Genomic DNA, 20,212 nt, shown 5'->3' on the forward strand with positions numbered 1-20,212 from the left:
CACTACTTTGGCCGGCAAAATTTCAACATATTGTAATTATTAATAAAATAATTTCATATGTAGTAAAAAACGCGGTTCTTCAGCAATTTTCCGGAAAAAAGTGACAAAGATGGGTTAAGAACCAAGACCAGGCTTGTCAGCATCATCCTGTTGGTTGGACGATGCGTCAAACGGGAATCCAGTATATGGATTTTTCTGAAAGCCCAAATCTTCCAAAACAAGCTCTTTCTGATGCCATGCCTGCCAGTTTCACACAATGTTGATCCATGTGTGAGGAAAAATCGTTTAAACGCGGGTGAACTTGTATAAATGCAGCCGGCTTTCCCATGTTTTTGGCGCAACGATGCCATATGCGATCTGCATCGGTTGAAGAAGTGGACGTTGATTGTGTCATGCGGCCAGTCTCCAGGGCTCGGTATGGCCGCCGCGGTAGACAAAAACGGTTCGAAGGATCTCCCCGCAATGCGGACAACGGGTTTCAGAAAGATCCGGGAACATTTGGCGCAGCAACTCAATGGTCGTCGGTCGCTCAATTCCGGGGATATACGCCTTTTGGCCCAGACACGCTCGTGCCAGATTCAGTTTTTCCAACTGGGTTGGATGGAAAAGACCGTAGGATCTGACCAGATGCGTTCCTTTCTCCGGAACATGATCCAACAGACGACGGATAAACGTCTGTGCATCCAACTTAAATGTCAGTTGATCATGCTTTTCCGGATGCGCATAGGCGATGGTTACCGTATCCCCATCATAACCCACAATCCGCTTTTCAGAGATCGGCCCCCGGCGGATGTACCGCCCGACGTATTTGAAAACGCCGTTGGCATGTTCGTAAGCCGGCTTGATTTCAGCGTGCCAGCTAACCCGTCCCAGCTTGTTGAGCAGGTTCAAGCATTGCTGAACGCTCTTGCCCGGTGGAGGGGTCAGCACTTGATCCGACGGCTTCCGTCGACCCGTTTTGGTCAAAGGGTTGAAGCCTTCTTTAAGATAATCGAGAAACTTGCCCCTGAACTTGGATGCCAACGCCGGCGTATACACCAACATGTCTTTCTTCGCGCTTACCCACCGACCATCATCGTTCAATCCCCCGGCGGTGATGATCAGATGCAGGTGACAATGCTTGTTAAGGTGATCGTCCCAGCTTTGGAATACGGCGATGACGCCGGGAAGCCCGCCCAACCATCGCAAGTCAGCAAGCATCTCACGTAATGAATGCCATGCGCTTTGCATCATAAGGCCGGTGAACAACCGGCGATTTACCGCCCAGATGGGGTGGAGGTCATGGCTGATGGTAATCACACCATGAAAGTAGGGGCAATCAAGCGCCTGGGACCGTCTGCGCTCAAGCCACAATTGGGTCTCGGTCGAGCCGCACTGGGGACAAGACCGGTTCTTGCACGAATTGGGCAGGATCACCCGATAGTCGCCGTTCGGGCATTCATCGACATGAAACCCCTTTTCAGGAGTTTGGCAGGTCATGATGTCCCAGGCCGCCCGCCACTGCCGGCCATCTAAAATGCGGCCTTTCCGGTATTCCTCGAAATGATCGTTGAATATCTGCTGAACAATCCCGGCTTTCATTTTATTTCCATGTCTGTCTTTACTTCCGCCTTACATTCCCTGATGATTTCCAGGGCACGTTTTTCACCATACTGGGCAACAATTTCATCCCACAATTCAGAGTTTTTCACCTCTTTCTGGAAGTTCCTGGTAAACGTCTCCTGAAACTTATCAGAAAAGGATGCTTCGGATGTTCTTCTCAACTTCTTAAGTCGCTTTCCTTTGCCCATTCTTTCAATCTACTTCCTGCTGCTCGGCAGCATTCGTCCAACGCTCAGCTTCAGCAGCCGCCAGCTGTAAATGTAAATAACTCAAAAGGACAGGACCTTGAAGAAAACGAATCTTTCTAAAACGGCACGGCCCTGGCGGTCTGCTGGAAGCTGTTGTTGGCTTGTTCTTATATTACAGAATATTTTTTTAATGGATCAAAAATTTATTTTTCTTAAATTCCGCTTTATTTGTTTTAAAAGTTCAGGGTGACACCACGCAAAGATTGAAACAGATAAAGCTATCCAAAACGATATAAATGTTAACATAACAAAATAATAATCTTTATTTGACAGGGCGATATTTAAATTAAACAACTTCAGAGCAATGCCAGTAGCACCAAAAACCAATACAGAAAAAATGAAGACACTACCGAATATTTGAATCATAGATAAGACTATTTGAGCTAAGCTTAATTCCTTTTCTTTTGTAATATACTTTGTTAGTATAACGATAGCCTTGATATAATCTTTTCGAGTTTTGCAGCTGTCTAGGATACGAATGGCATCTTCTCTGAAACGCGAATCAACCAAATTAATAACAATTTCGTCTAAATTTAATGTGGAATAATCAGGGTTTGGGTTTATAATTGACAGCTCCTTGTTTGAAGAAATGATGTGTTTATTCTTCAATTTTGAATAGAGGATTTTACCATGGTGATTAAACTTAAGAAGCATATTTGGTATTTGATATGTTGCCATGAATAATAAAATTAAGCCGAATATACCATAATCAAATAGATAATCACCTTTTTGCAAATATTGATAAAGTATCCATTGCCCAAGCATTACGGCCATAACGAACAGGCAATAAAAAAAACTTCTGATTGTAATTCCCTTATAAATTTTTGATAAATATTGAACGGTTTCTTCGCCCGGCCTTATTTTATCGAATACCCAATATTCGCGTTTAAGTGATTTCGCAATGATTGTAGGATCAAATTTAGATATAACACCTGATACTTCTGGACTTCGGAACAGAATGAATAGTATAGAAATGATAAGAAAAGCAATGCTCGATACAAAAAAAGGGCTATCTTTTGGCGGTTGTATCTTCGTTATAATAAAAGATATAAATGAAAAGACTAAGATTGAATAAAAAACAGAGCCATTAATAAAATTGATGAATATCTTATCACCAATGAAGGGGAAAGAAAAGGCACTTCTTTCAAACTGCCTGCCGGAAATGTTCCAGACGATAGCTTTAAAGCTTTTTCTTATTACAAGCAAATGGACAAAATTTAGAAAGCATAGCGTTCCAAATACGATCCCAATTTTTAAATAGGCACCAGTAATAATATTTGCAAGAATAAACCGGTAAAGGATTATTAATCCAATAAGGCAAGGCAATCCGAACTCTAAATCAATTAATTTTAGGGAAATAAATCGGCATAAAAAACCGCCTATCAGTATAAAGAAAAAAACGCAAATAGTGCTCATAATACCTGAAGCAACCACACCGTAACGGAAAAACCATATAGTGGTAAGAATTGAAAGAGTTAACAAATATGTAAGCTCAAATTTGGTGATTTTCTTTATATTAGAAGAATCCCCCTTAAGCGATAGTTTATAACCAACAACAAAGGACGATAGCAAACCTAAAGAAAAAATGCTGGCGTTTCTCAAAGCGAAACCAGTTAAAAAGGCATCGAATAGATCCAAAAGCCACCAGTCTTGGATAACCCGTGAAGCGACGTTTTTATCCGTAAAAGGGATCTGAAAATATTGAACTCCTAATACATACGCTGCACACCAAAAGCTTATTTTGAAAATATTGAACCAGTATTCCTTTGAGGTTATACCGAGTAAAAGGGGAAAACCCCATTTTTTAAAATAACGCTCTTCTTGGAGTTTTGGCCACACGTCTTTTCTCCATCTTTATCATGTTACTCAATAAAAAATAAAAATTTCCGAAACTAACTTAATTCTTGCAACTGGCCTTGTTCTACAAGTTTAACACGTAATAAGATTGCTAAGGACTCTGCCTCAATGGCTTCAATAAGGCTGTCGTATAGTTTGCTGCTTTCTATATTATACCAATCGATAAAATCCATTTTTCTATATATATTCATTGACATTTTTGATTTAAGGGTATCTATAGCCAACAAATGCTTTGACCAGCAATTATCAATTGTCTGAAGAGTTATAAAGCGAAATAGATTCGAAAATTCGCCACTTCCTATTTCTTTCTTTTTCTTTTCAATAAGTCCAATCAAAACGTTGATCGTCCAGACGAATACTTCTTTTTTCAATAGCTGTTTTCTGCTCACAAAAGAATTAACAATTTCCTGACCTACGAGATATGATATATCTCTTAATAGATCTTCAAAGTTTTTTTTAGATAATTTACGATTAAAAAAAATTAATTTACGATTTATTATATTAGTAATGATGGTATTTAGAGAATCGAAAGCATCTTCCTGAATAAGTATTGTTTTTCTTAAACCATAGATTTCATTTCGATGTTTATCGAGTATGTTATCGTATTCATAAAGATTCTTTCGAATGAGGAAATTATGCCTTTCAACTTTATTTTGTGCATTGTTGATTGCTTTGCTGATTAACCGGTTTTCAATGGCCTCGCCATCCTCCATTCCTAACTTTTCCATCATGCGCCCAATTACTTCACCCCCAAAGATCAGAAGAAATTCATCTTCTAATGAAAGTGCAAACTGCGTTACCCCTGGTTTGCCATGCCTTGCAGTACGACCCTTTAATTGACTGTCTATGCGTCTTGATTCCTGCCTTTCAATTCCTAAAACAAAAAGACCACCACTTCTTTCAACAGCACTTTCAATTTTTATGTCAGTGCCTCGTCCGGCCATTTTTGCAGCTATTGTGACTGCACCTATTTTGCCTGCGTTTTCTAATATTTCTGATTCCATCATGTGATGTTTTGCATGTAGCAATTCATATCGAATACTGACAGAACGTAGTCTATTTGCTAATTGCTCAGCTGCTGCTAATGAGAGTGTGCCAATTAAAATGGGCTGCCCCGTTCTATTGATTCGTTGGATCAAATCTACAGCCGATTCATATAGTTCTTCTTTTGTTCTATAAATCAGATCATTTTTATCAATTCGAAGTTTATTAAATCGAGAGGGAATACAAACAACATCTTTACCATATAACTGGTCATATTCCGCCTCATCATATGCTGCCGTACCTGACATTCCGGACAAGGCTTTGTATTTTTGGAAATATTTTTGAAAGGTAATCTTTGCGATTTCGACGGTTTCTGTGGAAAGAGGCAATTCATGCTTTAGTTCAAGCGCTTGGTGTAGCCCGCCTCCAAATTTAGAGTTGTATCTGGGCCTCCCTGTTAGCTCATCTATAATAACAACATTCTCGTTTTGAATAAAATAGTCAATATCTTCATGGTACAGCTTGTATGCCTTAATAGCATTCTCCATTGCTGGAATGAATCCGCGGAGTTTATTGTCTTTTAACAACCTGGGATCATAGATATTGGACACATTTAGGATTTTTTCTAACTTCGAAATGCCACACTGGTTTATCTCAATGGTCTTGTCCTTGTAGTTAATGAAATAATCATTAATTTCTTCTAAAATTTCGGACATTATCTGATTAGCAAGTATAAATCTTTCCTTATCTGATTGCGAATCTTTTGAGATAACACAAGGCGTTCTGGCCTCGTCAATTAGAATGCTATCGATCTCATCAATAATAACCGAATTAAAGTTCGTGTCTACCATCTGCTCAATATCAATTTCTAAATTGTCTCTAAGATAGTTGAAAATATAGTCATTAGCAGATCCATAAATCACATCACAATTATATGCTTTTGTATTTGAACAGTCCACCAATTGGAATTCATCCGAATCATTGTTTGAGGCGAAGTATTTTTTATCTTGCAAAAGAGCAACGGTTATACCCAGAGAGTGATATAACGGCCCCATCCACTCAGCGTCTCTTTTTGCCAAGTACTCATTCGCGGTGACCATGTGTACATTCCTATTAGCAATATATTTTAAAAAGGCCGCAACAGCACCTGATAGGGTTTTGCCTTCCCCGTTAGGCATGTCAACAATTTTACCACTAAACAAAGCCATTCCAGCGCAAAGTTGCTCATCGTAAGGAATCTCACCTAGTGTTCTTTTGCATGTTTCCTTGAAACATACTAGGCCTTCGATAAAATATTGCATTTCACTCACTCGTAATATGGAATACAAATCAGAAAGGTTATTTTTCAATTTAATAGATTGTTTTAGACAATATGGTTGAACGTTAACCAAGACGGCAATAAAAAGGCCTGCCAAACCTTGAAAACGTGGGTTATAGTGAGCGGTCCGTAAAAAACCTAACTACAGAGCCAAAATCAAGGAGGCAGGCCATGAACAAGATAGTAAAGTATGTTGGTTTAGATGTCCACAAAGATTCGATTACCATTGCTATCGCCGATGAAGGACGTGACGGAAACGTTCGAGTGTATGGAAAAATCAGCAACGACCTGGGGCAGATTGATAACGTCATGCGAAAACTGATTTCACAAAACGCCGAATTGCATTGTGTTTACGAAGCAGGTCCGTGCGGATATCCGATCTATAGGCATTTAACAAGCAAGGGGATCGATTGCGTTGTCGTTGCTCCAGCGTTGATCCCCAAAAAAACAGGTGATCGGGTTAAGAATGATCGCCGTGATGCAACCCACCTGGCGACGCTCCACCGTTCCGGAGAACTGACGCCGGTGTATGTCCCCGATCAGGCCGATGAAGCGCTTCGTGACCTGGTACGTGCACGAAAAGACATCCAAATATCGCTCCGCAAAGTCAAACAACAGATCAATGCCTTTTTATTGCGACAAGGAATCAGTTATCCAGGTAAAAGCAAATGGGGTAAAGCTCATTTAAATTGGCTGGCGGAGCTGAAAATGCAGCATCCTGCCCAGCATATTGCCCTTACCGAATACCTGGACGCCATGGAAGACCATGAGGCCCGCGTTAAGCGCATCGAAAAAGCGATTGAGCAATGTTGCCAAACCAGTCGACTGCTTCCGGTTATCGAGGCTCTGCAAGCGCTCAGGGGGATTTCTTTGCTCAGCGCGGTGACCGTCGTCGCTGAACTGGGGGATCTGAGCCGTTTCGATACGCCGGCACAGCTGATGGCCTATTTGGGTCTGATCCCATCGGAGCATTCAAGCGGTGGCACCATCAAAAAAGGCCCCATTACCAAAACCGGCAATACCCATGCCCGCAGGACGTTGATCGAATCGGCTCAGGCCTATCGTATGCCGGCCCGGAAAAGTAAGGCGATCCGTAAACGCCAGGAAGGCTTGCCGGACGATGTTTTGGATATTGCCTGGAATGCACAGCTACGACTATGCCACCGCTACCGCAGGTTGATTGCAAAGGGCAAAAACCATAACGTGGTCATCACCGCGATTGCACGCGAGTTGGCCGGTTTCATCTGGGCCATTGCCCGGGCTGTTCCAATCGTGGCCGCTGAAAGATGATTTGTTATAGCGTGGAAACCCAGGCCTATCAAGGCCAAGCCCTAAAGGGTGCTCCCTAAGGTCGCAGCCTTGACAGCCCTGACTTTCCACGCTGGGTGGGAATTAGCGACGGCGAGAGAAGCGCGACTGTTGCTCCGGCTCAAGAAGCTGGATAAGTACTTCTCTATAATCGATGATGCAAATAGAAAAAGAACTTATTGATTTTAAAAATGCTCAAGAAAGGATCGGCTTTATCAAAGAACAAATATAGCCATCGAGCTTTTGGATAGGGGCGCGGTCGCGGTTTGGAGAACCCTCGAAAAAGCTATCGGAATAGGCCTTCAGGCCGAAACTCCCGTCTTTAGACCGAGGCAGCTCCACGACGAAGCCTAGTCATGCGGTATCCAATCCGCGAATATCAGAGTGCTCTACCGTCGTTATTGCAGACCCCGCCTCTATCCAAACGCTCGATGAAAATTATTGGCCCAAGTTTTTTGGGTATGGATAGGTTTTTCTCTTGACAAGTGTTCAACCATATCAGCTTTATAATCAATTGATTCCTGTAAGTTATCATTTTCAACATCATCAGTTATTTCTTGGGCAGTTAATTCTACTTCCTTTTTTTGTTTGCGGTCACCTATGCCCATCCATTGCCTACGATTGTGGTAAAGACTAAGCAAATCATCTTTCGATAAATCCGTGTTAAAGCCTTTTTCAGTTAGGCTCCAAACACCTCTTTGTGAAGAATCGATAAACCCAATTTTTACGAGAACCATTCTTGCCCAATGAATTTGGTTTTTTATTCTCGATTGGCCGCTTTGAAGGAGGTCTTCGAGTTCATCCTCAGATATGTTTAATCTTTCAATTACCAAATCTGTAACTTCTGATGATCGTCCAGACCCTCCAAGTGACCTTAGGACTTGAATTATAGGACTGATAAAACGAAAGTGTTGGGGGAGATTTTGGTTTGTCATTTTTTTACCTTCTTTGAAACCGAACGCAGAATTAAGGGGCCGGGAGGCGATAACCGAAAACTATGCAAAAGACATAAAGTTCGACCCAACATAAATTTGAAAGTCGGCACAGCATTTCCCGGTCCCACTTAAATGACAGGTTAGGGTTACAAGAAATTTCAATGAAGCTATATTCATTCGTAGTTGGTATCTTTTTGAAGAGTACCCTCGCGAACATAATTATTCAAGTCATCCACAAATTTAGTCCTAAATACAAACCTATTAAAGATAATTTCTTCCCAAATTAGAACAACCTTCTGACTCTCGAATATTTTCTTGAGATATGGAGATAAACCTGCATTTTTTTGAAACCGATACAACTCTTGCATGGTTCGTAGAATCGACAGCATATATGCGATTTCTTGAGCATTTGTATTACATCTTTTTAATAGGTTTTCATCGACGCTGTAAAGATCTAATAATTCAGGATTATCTTTAATCAAGGATTCCGCTTCTCGAAGCCTTGTATAGCTTGTTGACCATTTTAATAGCTGTCTGTTATCGACGAAGGAATAATATGCAATGGCTACTGCAACAATTGATATTACAATAGGGAATATTAAAAATATATCCATTCAAAGTTACCTTTAATTTGCCCTAACGTCAAGCTGTGCGGCGAGGGAACCGAGTCCGACACAAGTGATAGGTTAGCTGGTTATAATTCTGATTGCCTCTTTAACGTCAAATATTTCTTCGTCAATACATTCCTGATCCGCGCCGTATGTTAATGCTTTTTTGAAACAATCGAGCGCTTCACTATACATTTCCTTCGATTTTAAGACTCTACCTAATTCTAAATATGCTTGGTCATTCAATCTACTTGTTGGCATATCAGTTACAGATCGAAAATATTTCTCTGCACTATCAAAGTCACCCTGAATGTTTAATATTTCGCCAACATGTTGATGGTGAAATGGATTTTTAGGTTCTTCATTTAGTGCCTTTCGATACCAACGTTCCGCTGTACGAAAATTTCCTTTCTCCTGATATAGATATCCAAGAGCACTGTAAGCTTTGGCAATTTCATATCCACTGTTTGGTAAGTTACGAATTGCCTTTTTTAATATTGATGTGGATTCATTGTAGCGATGAATTTCTGCATACATCATTCCAAGATAAACCATTGCGACGCCGTCATTCGGAAATTCTGAGAGATATCTTCTCGCTATCTCAATACCATATGCACTCTTTAACTCAGACCAAGCATCTATTATTTCAGACAATCTTTTTTTGCGTATTTTTTCCATATTGCATATAGCTAACGATTGCTTCACCGGCCGGGCGGTGGGTAAGGGGGATGGGTCAAAAAACTTTAGAAATAAATGAAAAAAAGGCTACCCAAAAAATGCCTGGACCCGCCCGGTCGAGTGTGAAAGCAGTGGTTATACGGAAATTAATAATACTCATCAAAAGCTTGCTCAATAATTTCTTTTCTTTTTTTCATCTTTTCCATTCTTTTATCAATGCTATCGTAAACGGTCACGGGGCTATTAGCTGAAGAGAGGCTTAGATCCAACTCACATCAACAGAGATGCCTGCAAAGTAACATTCCAGGCATTCGACTATAAACGGAAATGTGGCTTTATCTCTCAGTCGGCAGGTTTCTTTTACAGACAAGATTCGTTCGACCCAGCGGTTGCCTTTGTCGCTTTGCGTTCCCAGACTACATTTGCGCCATAGCACGCCAAAGCGCAGAGAGCGTTCGGCACGGTTGTTGGTGGGTTCGACGCCATCATGTTCGAGAAAGGTCCACAATGCGTCAATTTCTCGTATTATTTGCCTGGCCAGGCGACCGGCACCGTCGGTGTCGTCTTCAAAAAGGCTGAGGATGAGCAACAAGGAGTTATAAAAACGCTCCCATTTTAAAGGTGGCGGTTTGTTTTTTGAAAATTCGATCAGGGTATTCAAATGTGCCAAGATTAACTTGCCGCCTCGCCTTTCGTTGAGTTTTCTACTCTCGATTAACGCCTTGGCCTTTCGGATCAAATGGGCCAGGCAGGTTTGCCGGCCATGGACCCATTTGCAATAAAGGCGATAACCATCGCTGATCAAGATGCCTTTCCAGTCGGCGATCAGTTCGAGAAAGGCCTGTTTGGATCTTTTCGGATCGATGCGGAAAAAGGCCACCATCGTATTGACCATTACCCAGAGCCATTGCAGATTGTGCTTTTTAAACCAACTGGTTTCATCGATGAAGTTGCACTCACTGCTGCGGGCCACCTGGCCGATACGCTCATAGGTGGAGGCAATGGCCTCGGAAGCGCGGTCGATAACCTTTTGGATCGTGCCGGTGGCGATTTTGATATCAAACACGGAGTGGACCAGTTGCTGCACATTTCTCCGACTCATGGCCTTGATACCACTCAGTTCGGCGATAAACGCACAAAACCGCGGGCCGTAGCCGGTGCTAAACGCCTCCGGAACCTGTGCTTTGACAATCTTGCCGCACCCAGGGCATTGACCTTGGTGCAGAACAAAATGGGTGATGTCCATCTCGATTTCAGGCAATTCGATATGTTGGTGAGTATGAAAGGGTCGCAGATTATCCCAATCCGATGAATGGAGACCGCAACCGCAGCACTCGGGCATCACATTTTGAGTATTGTTGGGCGTTAGCAGCATTTGCCCATGCCCCGGGTGTCCTTTTTGTCCGCCCGGCTTGCGTTCGCCTTTGGGCTTTTCGCGTTTGGGTTTGTTATAGGGCGGATCGGATGAGGGCGGTTTGCTGGAGTTGGTCGAGTTTTGGCGTTTTTGCTTTTCAAGCTTCTCGTTGTTTTTCTCCAGCTTGTCGTTTTGAGTTTTAATCGCCCGCAGCTCATCTTCCAAAGAAACGATGTACTGGCGTACCGGTTCAGCAGTAGCTTGCCAATCGGCATCTGAAATGGGTCTATCGGGCTTCATGAAAAGCACGATAGCATACTAGAAATGGAAAGTCTAGATATTTTTAATTATTTCAATAAGTTATTGATTTTGTATAAAAATATTGAAATTACGAGAGGTTAGCGGAGCGAAAAAAGTGCGCCGGATTGAGCGCCCAATATACCCCGTGAACGCTTACATGCTATCAGTGTATTGCTTTAATTCAGCCTCATCTTTAATAAGATAATATCCACGGCTACTACCTCCGATTGGTATCCTTAATTTCTCAATGGCTTCGCGAATGAGGTTTCGTACTTGAACGTGGGTTGCATCCTCTTGGATACCGATTTGGGGGCCAATATCTCCAGAACTTATCTGATTTTCTTTTCCGACATGATTTTCAAGTATTTCTTTTATTTTGTTTAGCTGATCCATAGACATTTTCTCTACCCCCCTATTACTTTTTGGTACGACGTATAACGTGAAAGTGAGGGGCCGGGAGATTAAAACTTGAGGCCTTCATTATATTTACTGGATGTCAATTACCGACATACGTTAAAAAATGCACGGCTTCTCCCGGTCCCACTCAACTGACTGGTTCGCCGCAGGCGGCGGTCATAGTCTTTTACCCCACCGCAACTCGGGTTTTTCTCCCTTTTTCCAACATATGAAAAGTAAGATTCCAGTAAGAATGAAGACATAAATAATAAAGGGAATAACCAACCAAGGAGATCGCTTTATAAAGAGCACGCCAATAATCACAAGAACGATATAGACCAAGAAAACAATCCATCCTTGCCAAGTAGCAGGCAGGCCCCACCCGATTCCATATTTCATTGCAGGAAACCAGATATCTTTATCATTCTTATTCATAATATTTTCACCGCATAAGTTGGCGAACGGGTTTTTCACAGGCGCCTGTTGTTTGGCGTCCTGTGCAAAAATGGGTTATGCGAGTTTAATATTTAACATTAAGGGATAATAATGCTGCAATAATTTTATTTCTTTCACTTTCATTGCTCGCACATATGATCATTGTTCCAGAATAGTTGTCTTGATAATTAATCATATATTCATTCGAGGCACCCACAATAAAAACACAATTTATGTATTTTTCGATATTGAAAGCTTCCGGAATTCCTATATGTTGTGGAGGATTCGTATCACATTTCTTCTGCTTGTTTAAGACGAAAACGAAATTACCTTCTTTAATAAAAAGTGACTGATACAAACAACATTCAGGAGGACGAAAGGGACTAGTATCCATAAAAGCTCGCCTATGCCATTTATAATGGTATTCATAGTATGGGATTGCTATCTTCATGTTTTGGAATTCAGTATATATTTTCTCCCCATTTTGCTTATAAATCCATGGTTTTTCTGTCCATCCATTCTCCATATTTTTTTTTAAAATATTTTTTGAAATTTCATCAGGCATTAACACCTCGTTTTTTATCCCTGAAGGGATATCGTATATCCGTGATGCAGATGGCGTAGTTGGGGAATCCGGTAGACTTCTATTTAAATAGCAGCCAACAAGAGTAACTTGTAGCATAATAATGACAATGATAAAACAAAAGCATTTTAGAAAATAATTACGAATTCTCATTATTCCTCCAACAATTTATTTTACCTAGAAATTAGAACTATATCGTTTTCATTGATTTCATTTATTCTTTTAGGAACAATGGCCGAAAATATGTTATCTTTCTGTTTTGATAGAATTATATGGACAATATCATTGTTTTTTAGCTTTATATAAAGAAGCGGATCGTTAGGCATAACAGAATCTGAGTTAAATAGCACATATCCGTGTTTTATCTCTGTTATCTTTCCAATTGGTAGTAGATTAGCTTCATCCGGAGGAAAAATTATTTTTTTATCATTTAAGTGGATATTTCCTAAAATATATGTTGCACAAAATATAAAAATACAAAATGCAAATAAATACCAAAATTTACTTTTAGATAGCGATAAGAAAAATGAAATTATGGTACAAACAGCAGCCAGCCCAGATAGAGCAGGGTGGCTAAAGATACTTAATAAACTGTCCATGGCTATCCTCTTAATCGATATCCTTTAAATGATTTGGTTGCATCGCATAACGCAAAATTCAGCGGTTTGCGGGGCGTAGCGCAGCGGAGCCCTGCAAATCCGCTGGAATGATTTGTTGGCCGTTTACATTTTCTTTAAGGCTTGAGCGATTTTTCTTCCCAGTTCTGTGGCTGCTTCAATTGCTATTGATTGGTTTTCAAATGTTTTTATACCAACCGAATTGACAGTTGCATTTTCTCCATAAAGCATTTTAATACCAGACATTTTGCATTCATCCCCACTCCCACATTTAACACATGGAACATTCCCTTGTATTTTCACCGCACCTACAAAGTTCATCCCTTCTTCCATCATATAAAACTGAACAGCGTTAACACCCATTTGGCATGCAGGCGGCAACGCGTCATTATCTTCTGAGACACAACACGTGATGACCGCACCTCCTGGTTTGGTAGCCATAAATCCATGTTTATGACGTAATGGATACAAGCGTTCTATAAATGCCTTTGTCCGAGAATCAAGTGTGGAATATGGAGTGAATCCCGCTATTACTAACGCATCAGCTTTTTTTGCTTTTTCAGCTAACTCAACACCGTCATCTTTTATAACACATTGATTGGTTTCGAGACATCCCAAGCATGCTCTGCAAGGAGCCACGGTATAATCTATTAGACAATATGGTTGAACGTTAGCCACCGCGGCAATAAAAAGGCCTGCCAAACCTTGAAAACGTGGGTTATAGTAAGCGTTCGTTAACAACCCTAACTACAGAGCCAAAATCAAGGAGGCAGGCCGTGAAAAAGATTGTAAAGTATGTTGGTTTGGATGTCCACAAAGATTCGATTACCATTGCTATCGCCGATGAAGGACGTGACGGAAACGTTCGAGTGTATGGAAAAATCAGCAACGACCTGGGGCAGATTGATAACGTCATGCGAAAACTGATTTCACAAAACGCCGAATTGCATTGTGTTTATGAAGCAGGTCCATGCGGATATCCAATCTACAGGCATTTAACAAGCAAGGGAATCGATTGCGTTGTCGTTGCTCCGGCGCTGATCCCCAAAAAAACCGGTGATCGGGTTAAAAACGATCGCCGAGATGCAACCCACCTGGCGACGCTCCACCGTTCCGGAGAACTGACGCCGGTGTATGTCCCCGATCAGGCCGATGAAGCACTTCGTGACCTGGTACGTGCACGAAAAGACATCCAAATATCGCTCCGCAAAGTCAAACAACAGATCAATGCCTTTTTATTGCGACAAGGGATCAATTATCCAGGTAAAAGCAAATGGAGTAAAGCGCATTTAAATTGGCTGGCGGATCTGAAGATGCCGCATCCGGCCCAGCACATTGCCCTTACCGAATACCTGGACGCCATGGGAGACCATGAGGCCCGCGTTAAGCGCATCGAAAAAGCGATTGAGCAATGTTGCCAAACCAGTCGATTGCTTCCGGTTATCGAGGCTCTGCAAGCGCTCAGGGGGATTTCTTTGCTCAGCGCGGTGACCGTCGTCGCTGAACTGGGGGATCTGAGCCGTTTCGATACGCCGGCACAGCTGATGGCCTATTTGGGTCTGATCCCATCGGAGCATTCAAGCGGTGGCACCATCAAAAAAGGCCCCATTACCAAAACCGGCAATACCCATGCCCGCAGGACGTTGATCGAATCGGCTCAGGCCTATCGTATGCCGGCCCGGAAAAGTAAGGCGATCCGTAAACGCCAGGAAGGCTTGCCGGACGATGTTTTGGATATTGCCTGGAATGCACAGCTACGACTATGCCACCGCTACCGCAGGTTGATTGCAAAGGGCAAAAACCATAACGTGGTCATCACCGCGATTGCACGCGAGTTGGCCGGTTTCATCTGGGCCATTGCCCGGGCTGTTCCAATCGTGGCCGCTGAAAGATGATTTGTTATAGCGTGGAAACCCAGGCCTATCAAGGCCAAGCCCTAAAGGGTGCTCCCTAAGGTCGCAGCCTTGACAGCCCTGACTTTCCACGCTGGGTGGGAATTAGCGACGGCGAGAGAAGCGCGACTGTTGCTCCGGCTCAAGAAGCTGGATAAGTACTTCTCTATAATCGATGATGCAAATAGAAAAAGAACTTATTGATTTTAAAAATGCTCAAGAAAGGATCGGCTTTATCAAAGAACAAATATAGCCATCGAGCTTTTGGATAGGGGCGCGGTCGCGGTTTGGAGAACCCTCGAAAAAGCTATCGGAATAGGCCTTCAGGCCGAAACTCCCGTCTTTAGACCGAGGCAGCTCCACGACGAAGCCTAGTCAGGCGGTATCCAATCCGCGAATATCAGAGTGCTCTACCGTCGTTATTGCAGACCCCGCCTCTATCCAAACGCTCGATGAAAATTATTGGCCCAAGTTTTTTGGGTATGGATAGGTTTTTCTCTTGACAAGTGTTCAACCATATCAGCTTAATGAATTCTGTTTCGCATTCTGTTGCATTCAGAACCGCTTTAAGGGCTCTATCCGTGTTGCTATTTTTTATTGGAGATCCCGACACACCTAGTACTTTCATTTTTTTTCTCCTTTCAATTGTGCTCTATCATTGAGGCCAACGCCTTGCTCAGCGGCAGTTTAAAGCGTCACTTTTTTTGCGTAAGCAAAAAAAGTGACGCTTTAAACTGTCCGCTGGAGCTATTTGTTGTGTGCCGGGCACGGCACACATCTTAAAAGTGAGCCAAGCATATCAGTCGGTTGGATCGCTTGGCAAGTCTTAGACCCAGCCCGATGGAGGCGAAGGGTGTAGCGACATGGCAACTGGGTATCCGGCAACGGTGCCTGGGGAGGAAGCCGCCCTGCTGCGGCAGGGCCGTCGCGAAGGTACGGGGTGACGAACAGAAATCGAGTCAGGCGCGCATCTGTGGGACCAGCCTGCAACACAAGGTTAAGTCCTCTATCCATCTCAGGCAGTGCTCGTATACTCGGCGCTTACGTACCGAAAGATGTGTGTTTACCCCGGGAGGCCCGCTGCATCTCGGGACTTGTCGTGTGAAATTGCCGGTAGGGGGGATTCCGGCCACCAAAACCCCCGGCATCGTCGGAAGACCGGCTCCTGACCGGCGATGAGCCAAACTCCGCTATGGAGAGGGACACGAAACCAAAGGATCCGGCGGCGGCAGATGATCCGAGTGAGCAAACCGCAAGGTGCGCCCACCGTGCAGCGGGAGTCAGCAGAGGGCATAATGTAACCGGAGGAAACGAGATGCGCGAGCTACCCGCGGGTCAAGCGTAACAGGAGGCTCACCCCGGTGAAAGGCCCGAACGGTGCCCGGCCCGAATGGTACGGGTAAATGAAAATGACCATTAGGAGACGTGTACTTATGAACATAAAGCCACAGCAGATGGAAATGTTTGTAGCGTCGCGGCTTGCCGAAAGTCTGGGAGGCAGAGAGCAGTTGTTGGAGTTGATTCTCGAACGACGTAATGTGCTCAGAGCAATGAACCAGGTCGTTGCCAATAAAGGCGCCCCGGGTGTGGACGGCATGAAAACCAACCACTTGAAAGGGTACCTGAAAAGGCACTGGCCGAAGATCAAGCAGGACCTGCTAAATGGGGATTATCGTCCCTTACCGGTCAGAAGGAAGGAGATCGACAAACCGGATGGCGGTGTCCGCCTGCTTGGTATCCCCACGGTATTGGACCGCCTTATCCAACAGACGATAGCTCAGGTATTGGAGCAGATCTGGGACCCGACCTTTTCTGAGTACAGCTACGGATTCAGACCAGGACGATCAGCCCATGACGCTGTCCTACAAGCCAAAGGCTATCTGCTGGACGGGTACACCCACGTGGTTGACATGGATTTGTCCAAGTTTTTTGACCGAGTTAACCACGACCGGCTTTTAAGCCGGCTGGCCACCAGGGTCCGGGACAAACGGGTCTTGAAATTGATCCGCCGGTACCTTACGGCCGGAACGATGATCGGGGGGCTTGTCAGTCCCAGCATAGAAGGAACGCCCCAGGGTGGTCCTCTGTCGCCGTTGCTCTCCAACATCGTACTCGATGAACTGGATAAGGAATTGGAGAAGCGGGGTCACCAATTCGTCAGGTATGCTGACGACTTCAGGATCTACTGCAAAAGCCGGAAAGCCGCCGAGCGTGTGAACAAGAGCATCACGAAGTTCATCACCGCGAAGCTCAAGCTCAAGGTGAACGAGGAGAAAAGCGCAGTGAGCCGACCATGGCTCCGCAAATTCCTGGGATTTACCTTTATCAGTATGTGTGGACAGACCAAGATCCGGATCCACCGGAAAACAATTTCACGTTTCAAGGAGCGAGTCCGGGAACTGACGAACCGTAATCAAGGGAGAAGTCTGAGCCAGATTATCAAAGATCTGAATCAGTACCTGATTGGCTGGTGGAACTATTATCGCCTGACAGAAGCCAGGCACCTGTTCAAGTCACTCAATGGCTGGATCATCCGCCGGCTGCGGTGCGTTGTCTGGAAACAATGGAAAAACCCCAGGACCAAGGTCCGAAACCTCAAAAAGCTTGGCATTGCGCATAAGGACGCCATGCTTTGCGGTAACGCCCGCAAAAAGTACTGGCGCATGAGCAAGGTCAAGTGGGTGATATTTGCTCTACCAAACCGTTACTTCTTCGAACGAGGACTATTCCTGCCTGCTCAATAACCTTCCTGATCAGCCGAACCGCCTTGGTACGCGATCCGTATGCCGGGTGGTGTGGGAGGGGGTGGCCGCGAGGCTACTCCCTATCCCGATAAATGCTTATTCTCAGCCCCTTTGGGACTTGATACATGACTGATTGCCTAATTGATTTTTTATAGCCTTTGTTTTTCAAAGAATCATGGTAAGAATCAAAAAGGTGCTTATTAATTCGTGGGTCAAAAACTATTTCATCAAATAGGTCGAATGGGTCAATTTTGAACTGATGAAACCGACCACTTTTTTCTGTATATAAAAGTCTGACCTCTTTTTCATGCTTGAATTCTACTCGCTTATATATGAGTGATTCAGCAATTCCAGATCCTGATGTGTTTAGAACATTAATGTTTTTTAATTTTGAAACGAGGTCTTTTTGTGTCAGATATTCTACTTCACCTATGAAACAATGTACTTTTGCAAAATCTCCACTTTGGGATTGAAGTGCGTTCAATAGTTTTCTAATTGTAGTTTTTACTTTTGCACCCTGTTTATCTTGAGAGTAGATGCGCCACATAGCATCCGTTTCTTTATGAAGTGTCCAGCATTGACCATAAACAGAATCTCGGATTGGAGCAAAATCAAGAAGCTCACCATCCGATGTTTTAGCTGTCCCTTTTAACAAAAGGTTTTCAAAAGGATCATCCCATTTTTCAGGTTTGACTAAGGTCAGCTTTTCAAGCTCAAATGCTTCAAGGAGACGATGAATGGGCATAATTCGATAGATTTCTTTATCGAGGTCTTTCTCCTTAATATTTAGCTTATCTTGATATGCCACGATTATATTCCTTTAGCATTTAACGACTAACTCACCGGCCGCCAACATGCGGGAGAAAGCCTTCCGCAAACAACAACATTTATACGGAAGACAACATTTCAAAAAAACACCGCTGTTGGCGGTCGGGTGCAGTTTTTTGTTCTGTGCGGTGTTCAATATTAAGCTGGTATCGCCAAGGGCTCTATATTTGAAATATCAACATTTTGTTTTGCTTGCCAAAGGTCATAGCTATCCTGCATATGAAGCCAGCTCTCAGGGCTGCGGCCTAAACATTTGGATAGACGCAAAGCCATTCCAGGACTAATTGCACTTTGTGCTTTTATAATCCTTGAAAAGGTTGAAGGAGAAACTTTAAGCCGTAAGGCAACACTTCGGGGTGATACACCCAGAGGTTCCAGATAAACATCCTTGATAAATTCCCCTGGATGGGGAGGGTTATACATAGCCATTAGTGATAATCCTCATAGTCTACGATATAGGCATTACCATCTTTAAACTCAAAAACGATACGCCAATTTCGGTTTACATCAATCGCCCATAATCCCTGACGATCACCTTTTAAACTGTGGAGCCGCCAACCTGGAGTGTTCATATCTTCGATGCATGTTGCAGTATCAAGTGCAATTAGTCGAATTCTAAGTTTTTGCCTGTGGTCCGGTTGAATGCCAGCCAAATTACCAGTTTCAAAAAATTTACGCAGCCCTTTATGTTTAAATGATTTTATCATGAATATATTATATAGCATAATGCGCAATACGCAATACTTTTTTTCAATGTCTACATCAGCACAGAACGCAAAACTAAGGGGCCGGGAAACAAACCTTGACGAATTTTCTAAAAACTTCCGATTTTAATACAAATATGAACTTTTAAAATACCAACGATTTTCCCGGTCCCGCTTAAGTGACATGTTATTTTATTGTACTTAAGTTTTATATAGTGCCGCCAATTGTAATAATAAACTCTATGTAAATTGATACAGATAAAAAAAACCATAAAGCAGTAATACCTGCGGATAAAGAAATTATGGCTAAGATTCTTAAATATGGTTTATATTTTTTAAATATCCGCCTGTTAACGTACAAGAATGAAAAATAAACAATCATCAATATTATTAACAGCTGTATAAAATTACCACCTTGAATTCTCGATACCTTAACATCTATATATCCGAAAATTAGCATTGCTGCTAAATAGAACAAAGCGACTAAGAAATTATTTCGGTAAATTTTTTCCATAAAAATAACGACGAGCTAACTTGCGGCGGCCAAACGAACGGAAACTATCAATGGAAAAAGGAAGTTTCTGATAGCACGATCGGCCAAAATGCCACCGTAACCGCCGTCAAAGTTTAGCACTTTGTTGGTGCACCGAGCTTTCAATGAAAAAGAAAGCGAGGTGCCCGGTTAAAACAAATAAATAAGCCCGGCCCGAAAAGAAAAGGAGCATAAACCGATTATGACGGAACGGACTTTTAAAAAAACAAACAAGCAAAAAAACTGCAAAATATAAGCCTTGATGAACTTACAGATTCGGTGCAGTCCT

The 20,212-nt window shown here is 42.9% G+C and carries 20 protein-coding genes; 3 read left to right on the forward strand and 17 right to left on the reverse strand.

Features of this window, described 5'->3' with window-relative positions; all coding sequences use genetic code 11:
* Window positions 1–166: 166 nt before the first annotated feature.
* The 5 genes from GN112_RS25675 to GN112_RS25695 form a co-directional block, all read right to left on the reverse strand.
* Entirely contained in the window at window positions 167–394 is a 228-nt protein-coding gene (locus tag GN112_RS25675) for a hypothetical protein (protein ID WP_155311985.1), read from the reverse strand.
* Window positions 391–1,581: an IS91 family transposase gene (locus tag GN112_RS25680; protein WP_155311984.1), complete on the reverse strand. Its 1,191-nt coding sequence runs from the start codon at window positions 1,579–1,581 to the stop codon at window positions 391–393. Before GN112_RS25680 ends, GN112_RS25675 begins: the two co-directional genes overlap by 4 nt.
* Window positions 1,578–1,790, reverse strand: a complete 213-nt coding sequence (locus GN112_RS25685; RefSeq protein WP_155311983.1) for a hypothetical protein — start codon at window positions 1,788–1,790, stop codon at window positions 1,578–1,580. The genes GN112_RS25680 and GN112_RS25685 overlap by 4 nt, the downstream gene beginning before the upstream one ends.
* 195 nt (window positions 1,791–1,985) lie before the next feature.
* Entirely contained in the window at window positions 1,986–3,689 is a 1,704-nt protein-coding gene (locus GN112_RS25690; RefSeq protein ID WP_155312787.1) for a hypothetical protein, read from the reverse strand.
* 53 nt (window positions 3,690–3,742) lie between these two features.
* On the reverse strand, window positions 3,743–6,106 hold the full coding sequence (locus GN112_RS25695; RefSeq protein ID WP_331457546.1) for a preprotein translocase subunit SecA: 2,364 nt from the start codon (window positions 6,104–6,106) through the stop codon (window positions 3,743–3,745).
* Between the two features lie 74 nt (window positions 6,107–6,180).
* On the opposite strand from GN112_RS25695, the gene GN112_RS25700 reads away from it, so the two are divergent.
* On the forward strand, window positions 6,181–7,299 hold the full coding sequence (locus GN112_RS25700; protein ID WP_155309156.1) for an IS110 family RNA-guided transposase: 1,119 nt from the start codon (window positions 6,181–6,183) through the stop codon (window positions 7,297–7,299).
* A gap of 434 nt (window positions 7,300–7,733) precedes the next feature.
* On the opposite strand, the gene GN112_RS25705 is transcribed toward GN112_RS25700, so the two are convergent.
* The 9 genes from GN112_RS25705 to GN112_RS25745 all read right to left on the reverse strand — a co-directional run bounded on the left by GN112_RS25705 (window position 7,734) and on the right by GN112_RS25745 (window position 13,841).
* Window positions 7,734–8,252 (reverse strand): winged helix-turn-helix domain-containing protein, encoded by a 519-nt coding sequence (locus GN112_RS25705; RefSeq protein ID WP_155312789.1) that lies wholly within the window; start codon window positions 8,250–8,252, stop codon window positions 7,734–7,736.
* A 173-nt stretch (window positions 8,253–8,425) separates the two neighbouring features.
* Window positions 8,426–8,866: a hypothetical protein gene (locus tag GN112_RS25710; protein ID WP_155312790.1), complete on the reverse strand. Its 441-nt coding sequence runs from the start codon at window positions 8,864–8,866 to the stop codon at window positions 8,426–8,428.
* A 72-nt stretch (window positions 8,867–8,938) separates the two neighbouring features.
* The gene (locus tag GN112_RS25715) at window positions 8,939–9,538 is read right to left on the reverse strand and encodes a tetratricopeptide repeat protein (RefSeq protein WP_155312791.1); all 600 of its coding nucleotides are present in this window, start codon (window positions 9,536–9,538) and stop codon (window positions 8,939–8,941) included.
* 259 nt (window positions 9,539–9,797) lie between these two features.
* On the reverse strand, window positions 9,798–11,192 hold the full coding sequence (gene tnpC, locus GN112_RS25720; protein ID WP_155308543.1) for an IS66 family transposase: 1,395 nt from the start codon (window positions 11,190–11,192) through the stop codon (window positions 9,798–9,800).
* Between the two features lie 153 nt (window positions 11,193–11,345).
* Window positions 11,346–11,591, reverse strand: coding sequence for a hypothetical protein (locus GN112_RS25725; protein ID WP_155312792.1), 246 nt, complete (start codon window positions 11,589–11,591; stop codon window positions 11,346–11,348).
* Between the two features lie 174 nt (window positions 11,592–11,765).
* A complete protein-coding gene (locus GN112_RS25730) occupies window positions 11,766–12,023 on the reverse strand; it encodes a hypothetical protein (protein ID WP_155312793.1) in 258 nt (85 codons plus the stop codon).
* An 85-nt stretch (window positions 12,024–12,108) separates the two neighbouring features.
* Entirely contained in the window at window positions 12,109–12,759 is a 651-nt protein-coding gene (locus GN112_RS25735) for a hypothetical protein (protein WP_155312794.1), read from the reverse strand.
* A 20-nt stretch (window positions 12,760–12,779) separates the two neighbouring features.
* Window positions 12,780–13,205, reverse strand: coding sequence for a hypothetical protein (locus GN112_RS25740; RefSeq protein WP_155312795.1), 426 nt, complete (start codon window positions 13,203–13,205; stop codon window positions 12,780–12,782).
* Between the two features lie 123 nt (window positions 13,206–13,328).
* Complete coding sequence (locus GN112_RS25745) at window positions 13,329–13,841, reverse strand: flavodoxin family protein (protein WP_155312796.1); 513 nt, start codon at window positions 13,839–13,841, stop codon at window positions 13,329–13,331.
* 158 nt (window positions 13,842–13,999) lie between these two features.
* Between GN112_RS25745 and GN112_RS25750 the strand changes: the two genes are divergently transcribed.
* Together GN112_RS25750 and ltrA are read left to right on the forward strand one after the other, a co-directional pair.
* Window positions 14,000–15,118: an IS110 family RNA-guided transposase gene (locus tag GN112_RS25750; protein ID WP_155310575.1), complete on the forward strand. Its 1,119-nt coding sequence runs from the start codon at window positions 14,000–14,002 to the stop codon at window positions 15,116–15,118.
* 1,430 nt (window positions 15,119–16,548) lie between these two features.
* The gene (ltrA, locus tag GN112_RS25760) at window positions 16,549–17,859 is read left to right on the forward strand and encodes a group II intron reverse transcriptase/maturase (protein ID WP_231716902.1); all 1,311 of its coding nucleotides are present in this window, start codon (window positions 16,549–16,551) and stop codon (window positions 17,857–17,859) included.
* 73 nt (window positions 17,860–17,932) lie between these two features.
* Here ltrA and GN112_RS25765 read toward each other — a convergent pair whose 3' ends face one another.
* The 3 genes from GN112_RS25765 to GN112_RS25775 all read right to left on the reverse strand — a co-directional run bounded on the left by GN112_RS25765 (window position 17,933) and on the right by GN112_RS25775 (window position 19,394).
* Complete coding sequence (locus GN112_RS25765) at window positions 17,933–18,667, reverse strand: DUF2971 domain-containing protein (RefSeq protein WP_155312797.1); 735 nt, start codon at window positions 18,665–18,667, stop codon at window positions 17,933–17,935.
* A 158-nt stretch (window positions 18,668–18,825) separates the two neighbouring features.
* On the reverse strand, window positions 18,826–19,116 hold the full coding sequence (locus GN112_RS25770; RefSeq protein ID WP_155312798.1) for a HigA family addiction module antitoxin: 291 nt from the start codon (window positions 19,114–19,116) through the stop codon (window positions 18,826–18,828).
* Window positions 19,116–19,394 carry a type II toxin-antitoxin system RelE/ParE family toxin gene (locus GN112_RS25775; protein ID WP_155312799.1) on the reverse strand — a complete coding sequence of 93 codons (279 nt, stop codon included), beginning with the start codon at window positions 19,392–19,394 and terminating at the stop codon, window positions 19,116–19,118. Before GN112_RS25775 ends, GN112_RS25770 begins: the two co-directional genes overlap by 1 nt.
* Between the last annotated feature and the right edge of the window lie 818 nt (window positions 19,395–20,212).

It is taken from the genome of Desulfosarcina ovata subsp. ovata (genome assembly GCF_009689005.1).
GTDB lineage: Bacteria > Desulfobacterota > Desulfobacteria > Desulfobacterales > Desulfosarcinaceae > Desulfosarcina > Desulfosarcina ovata.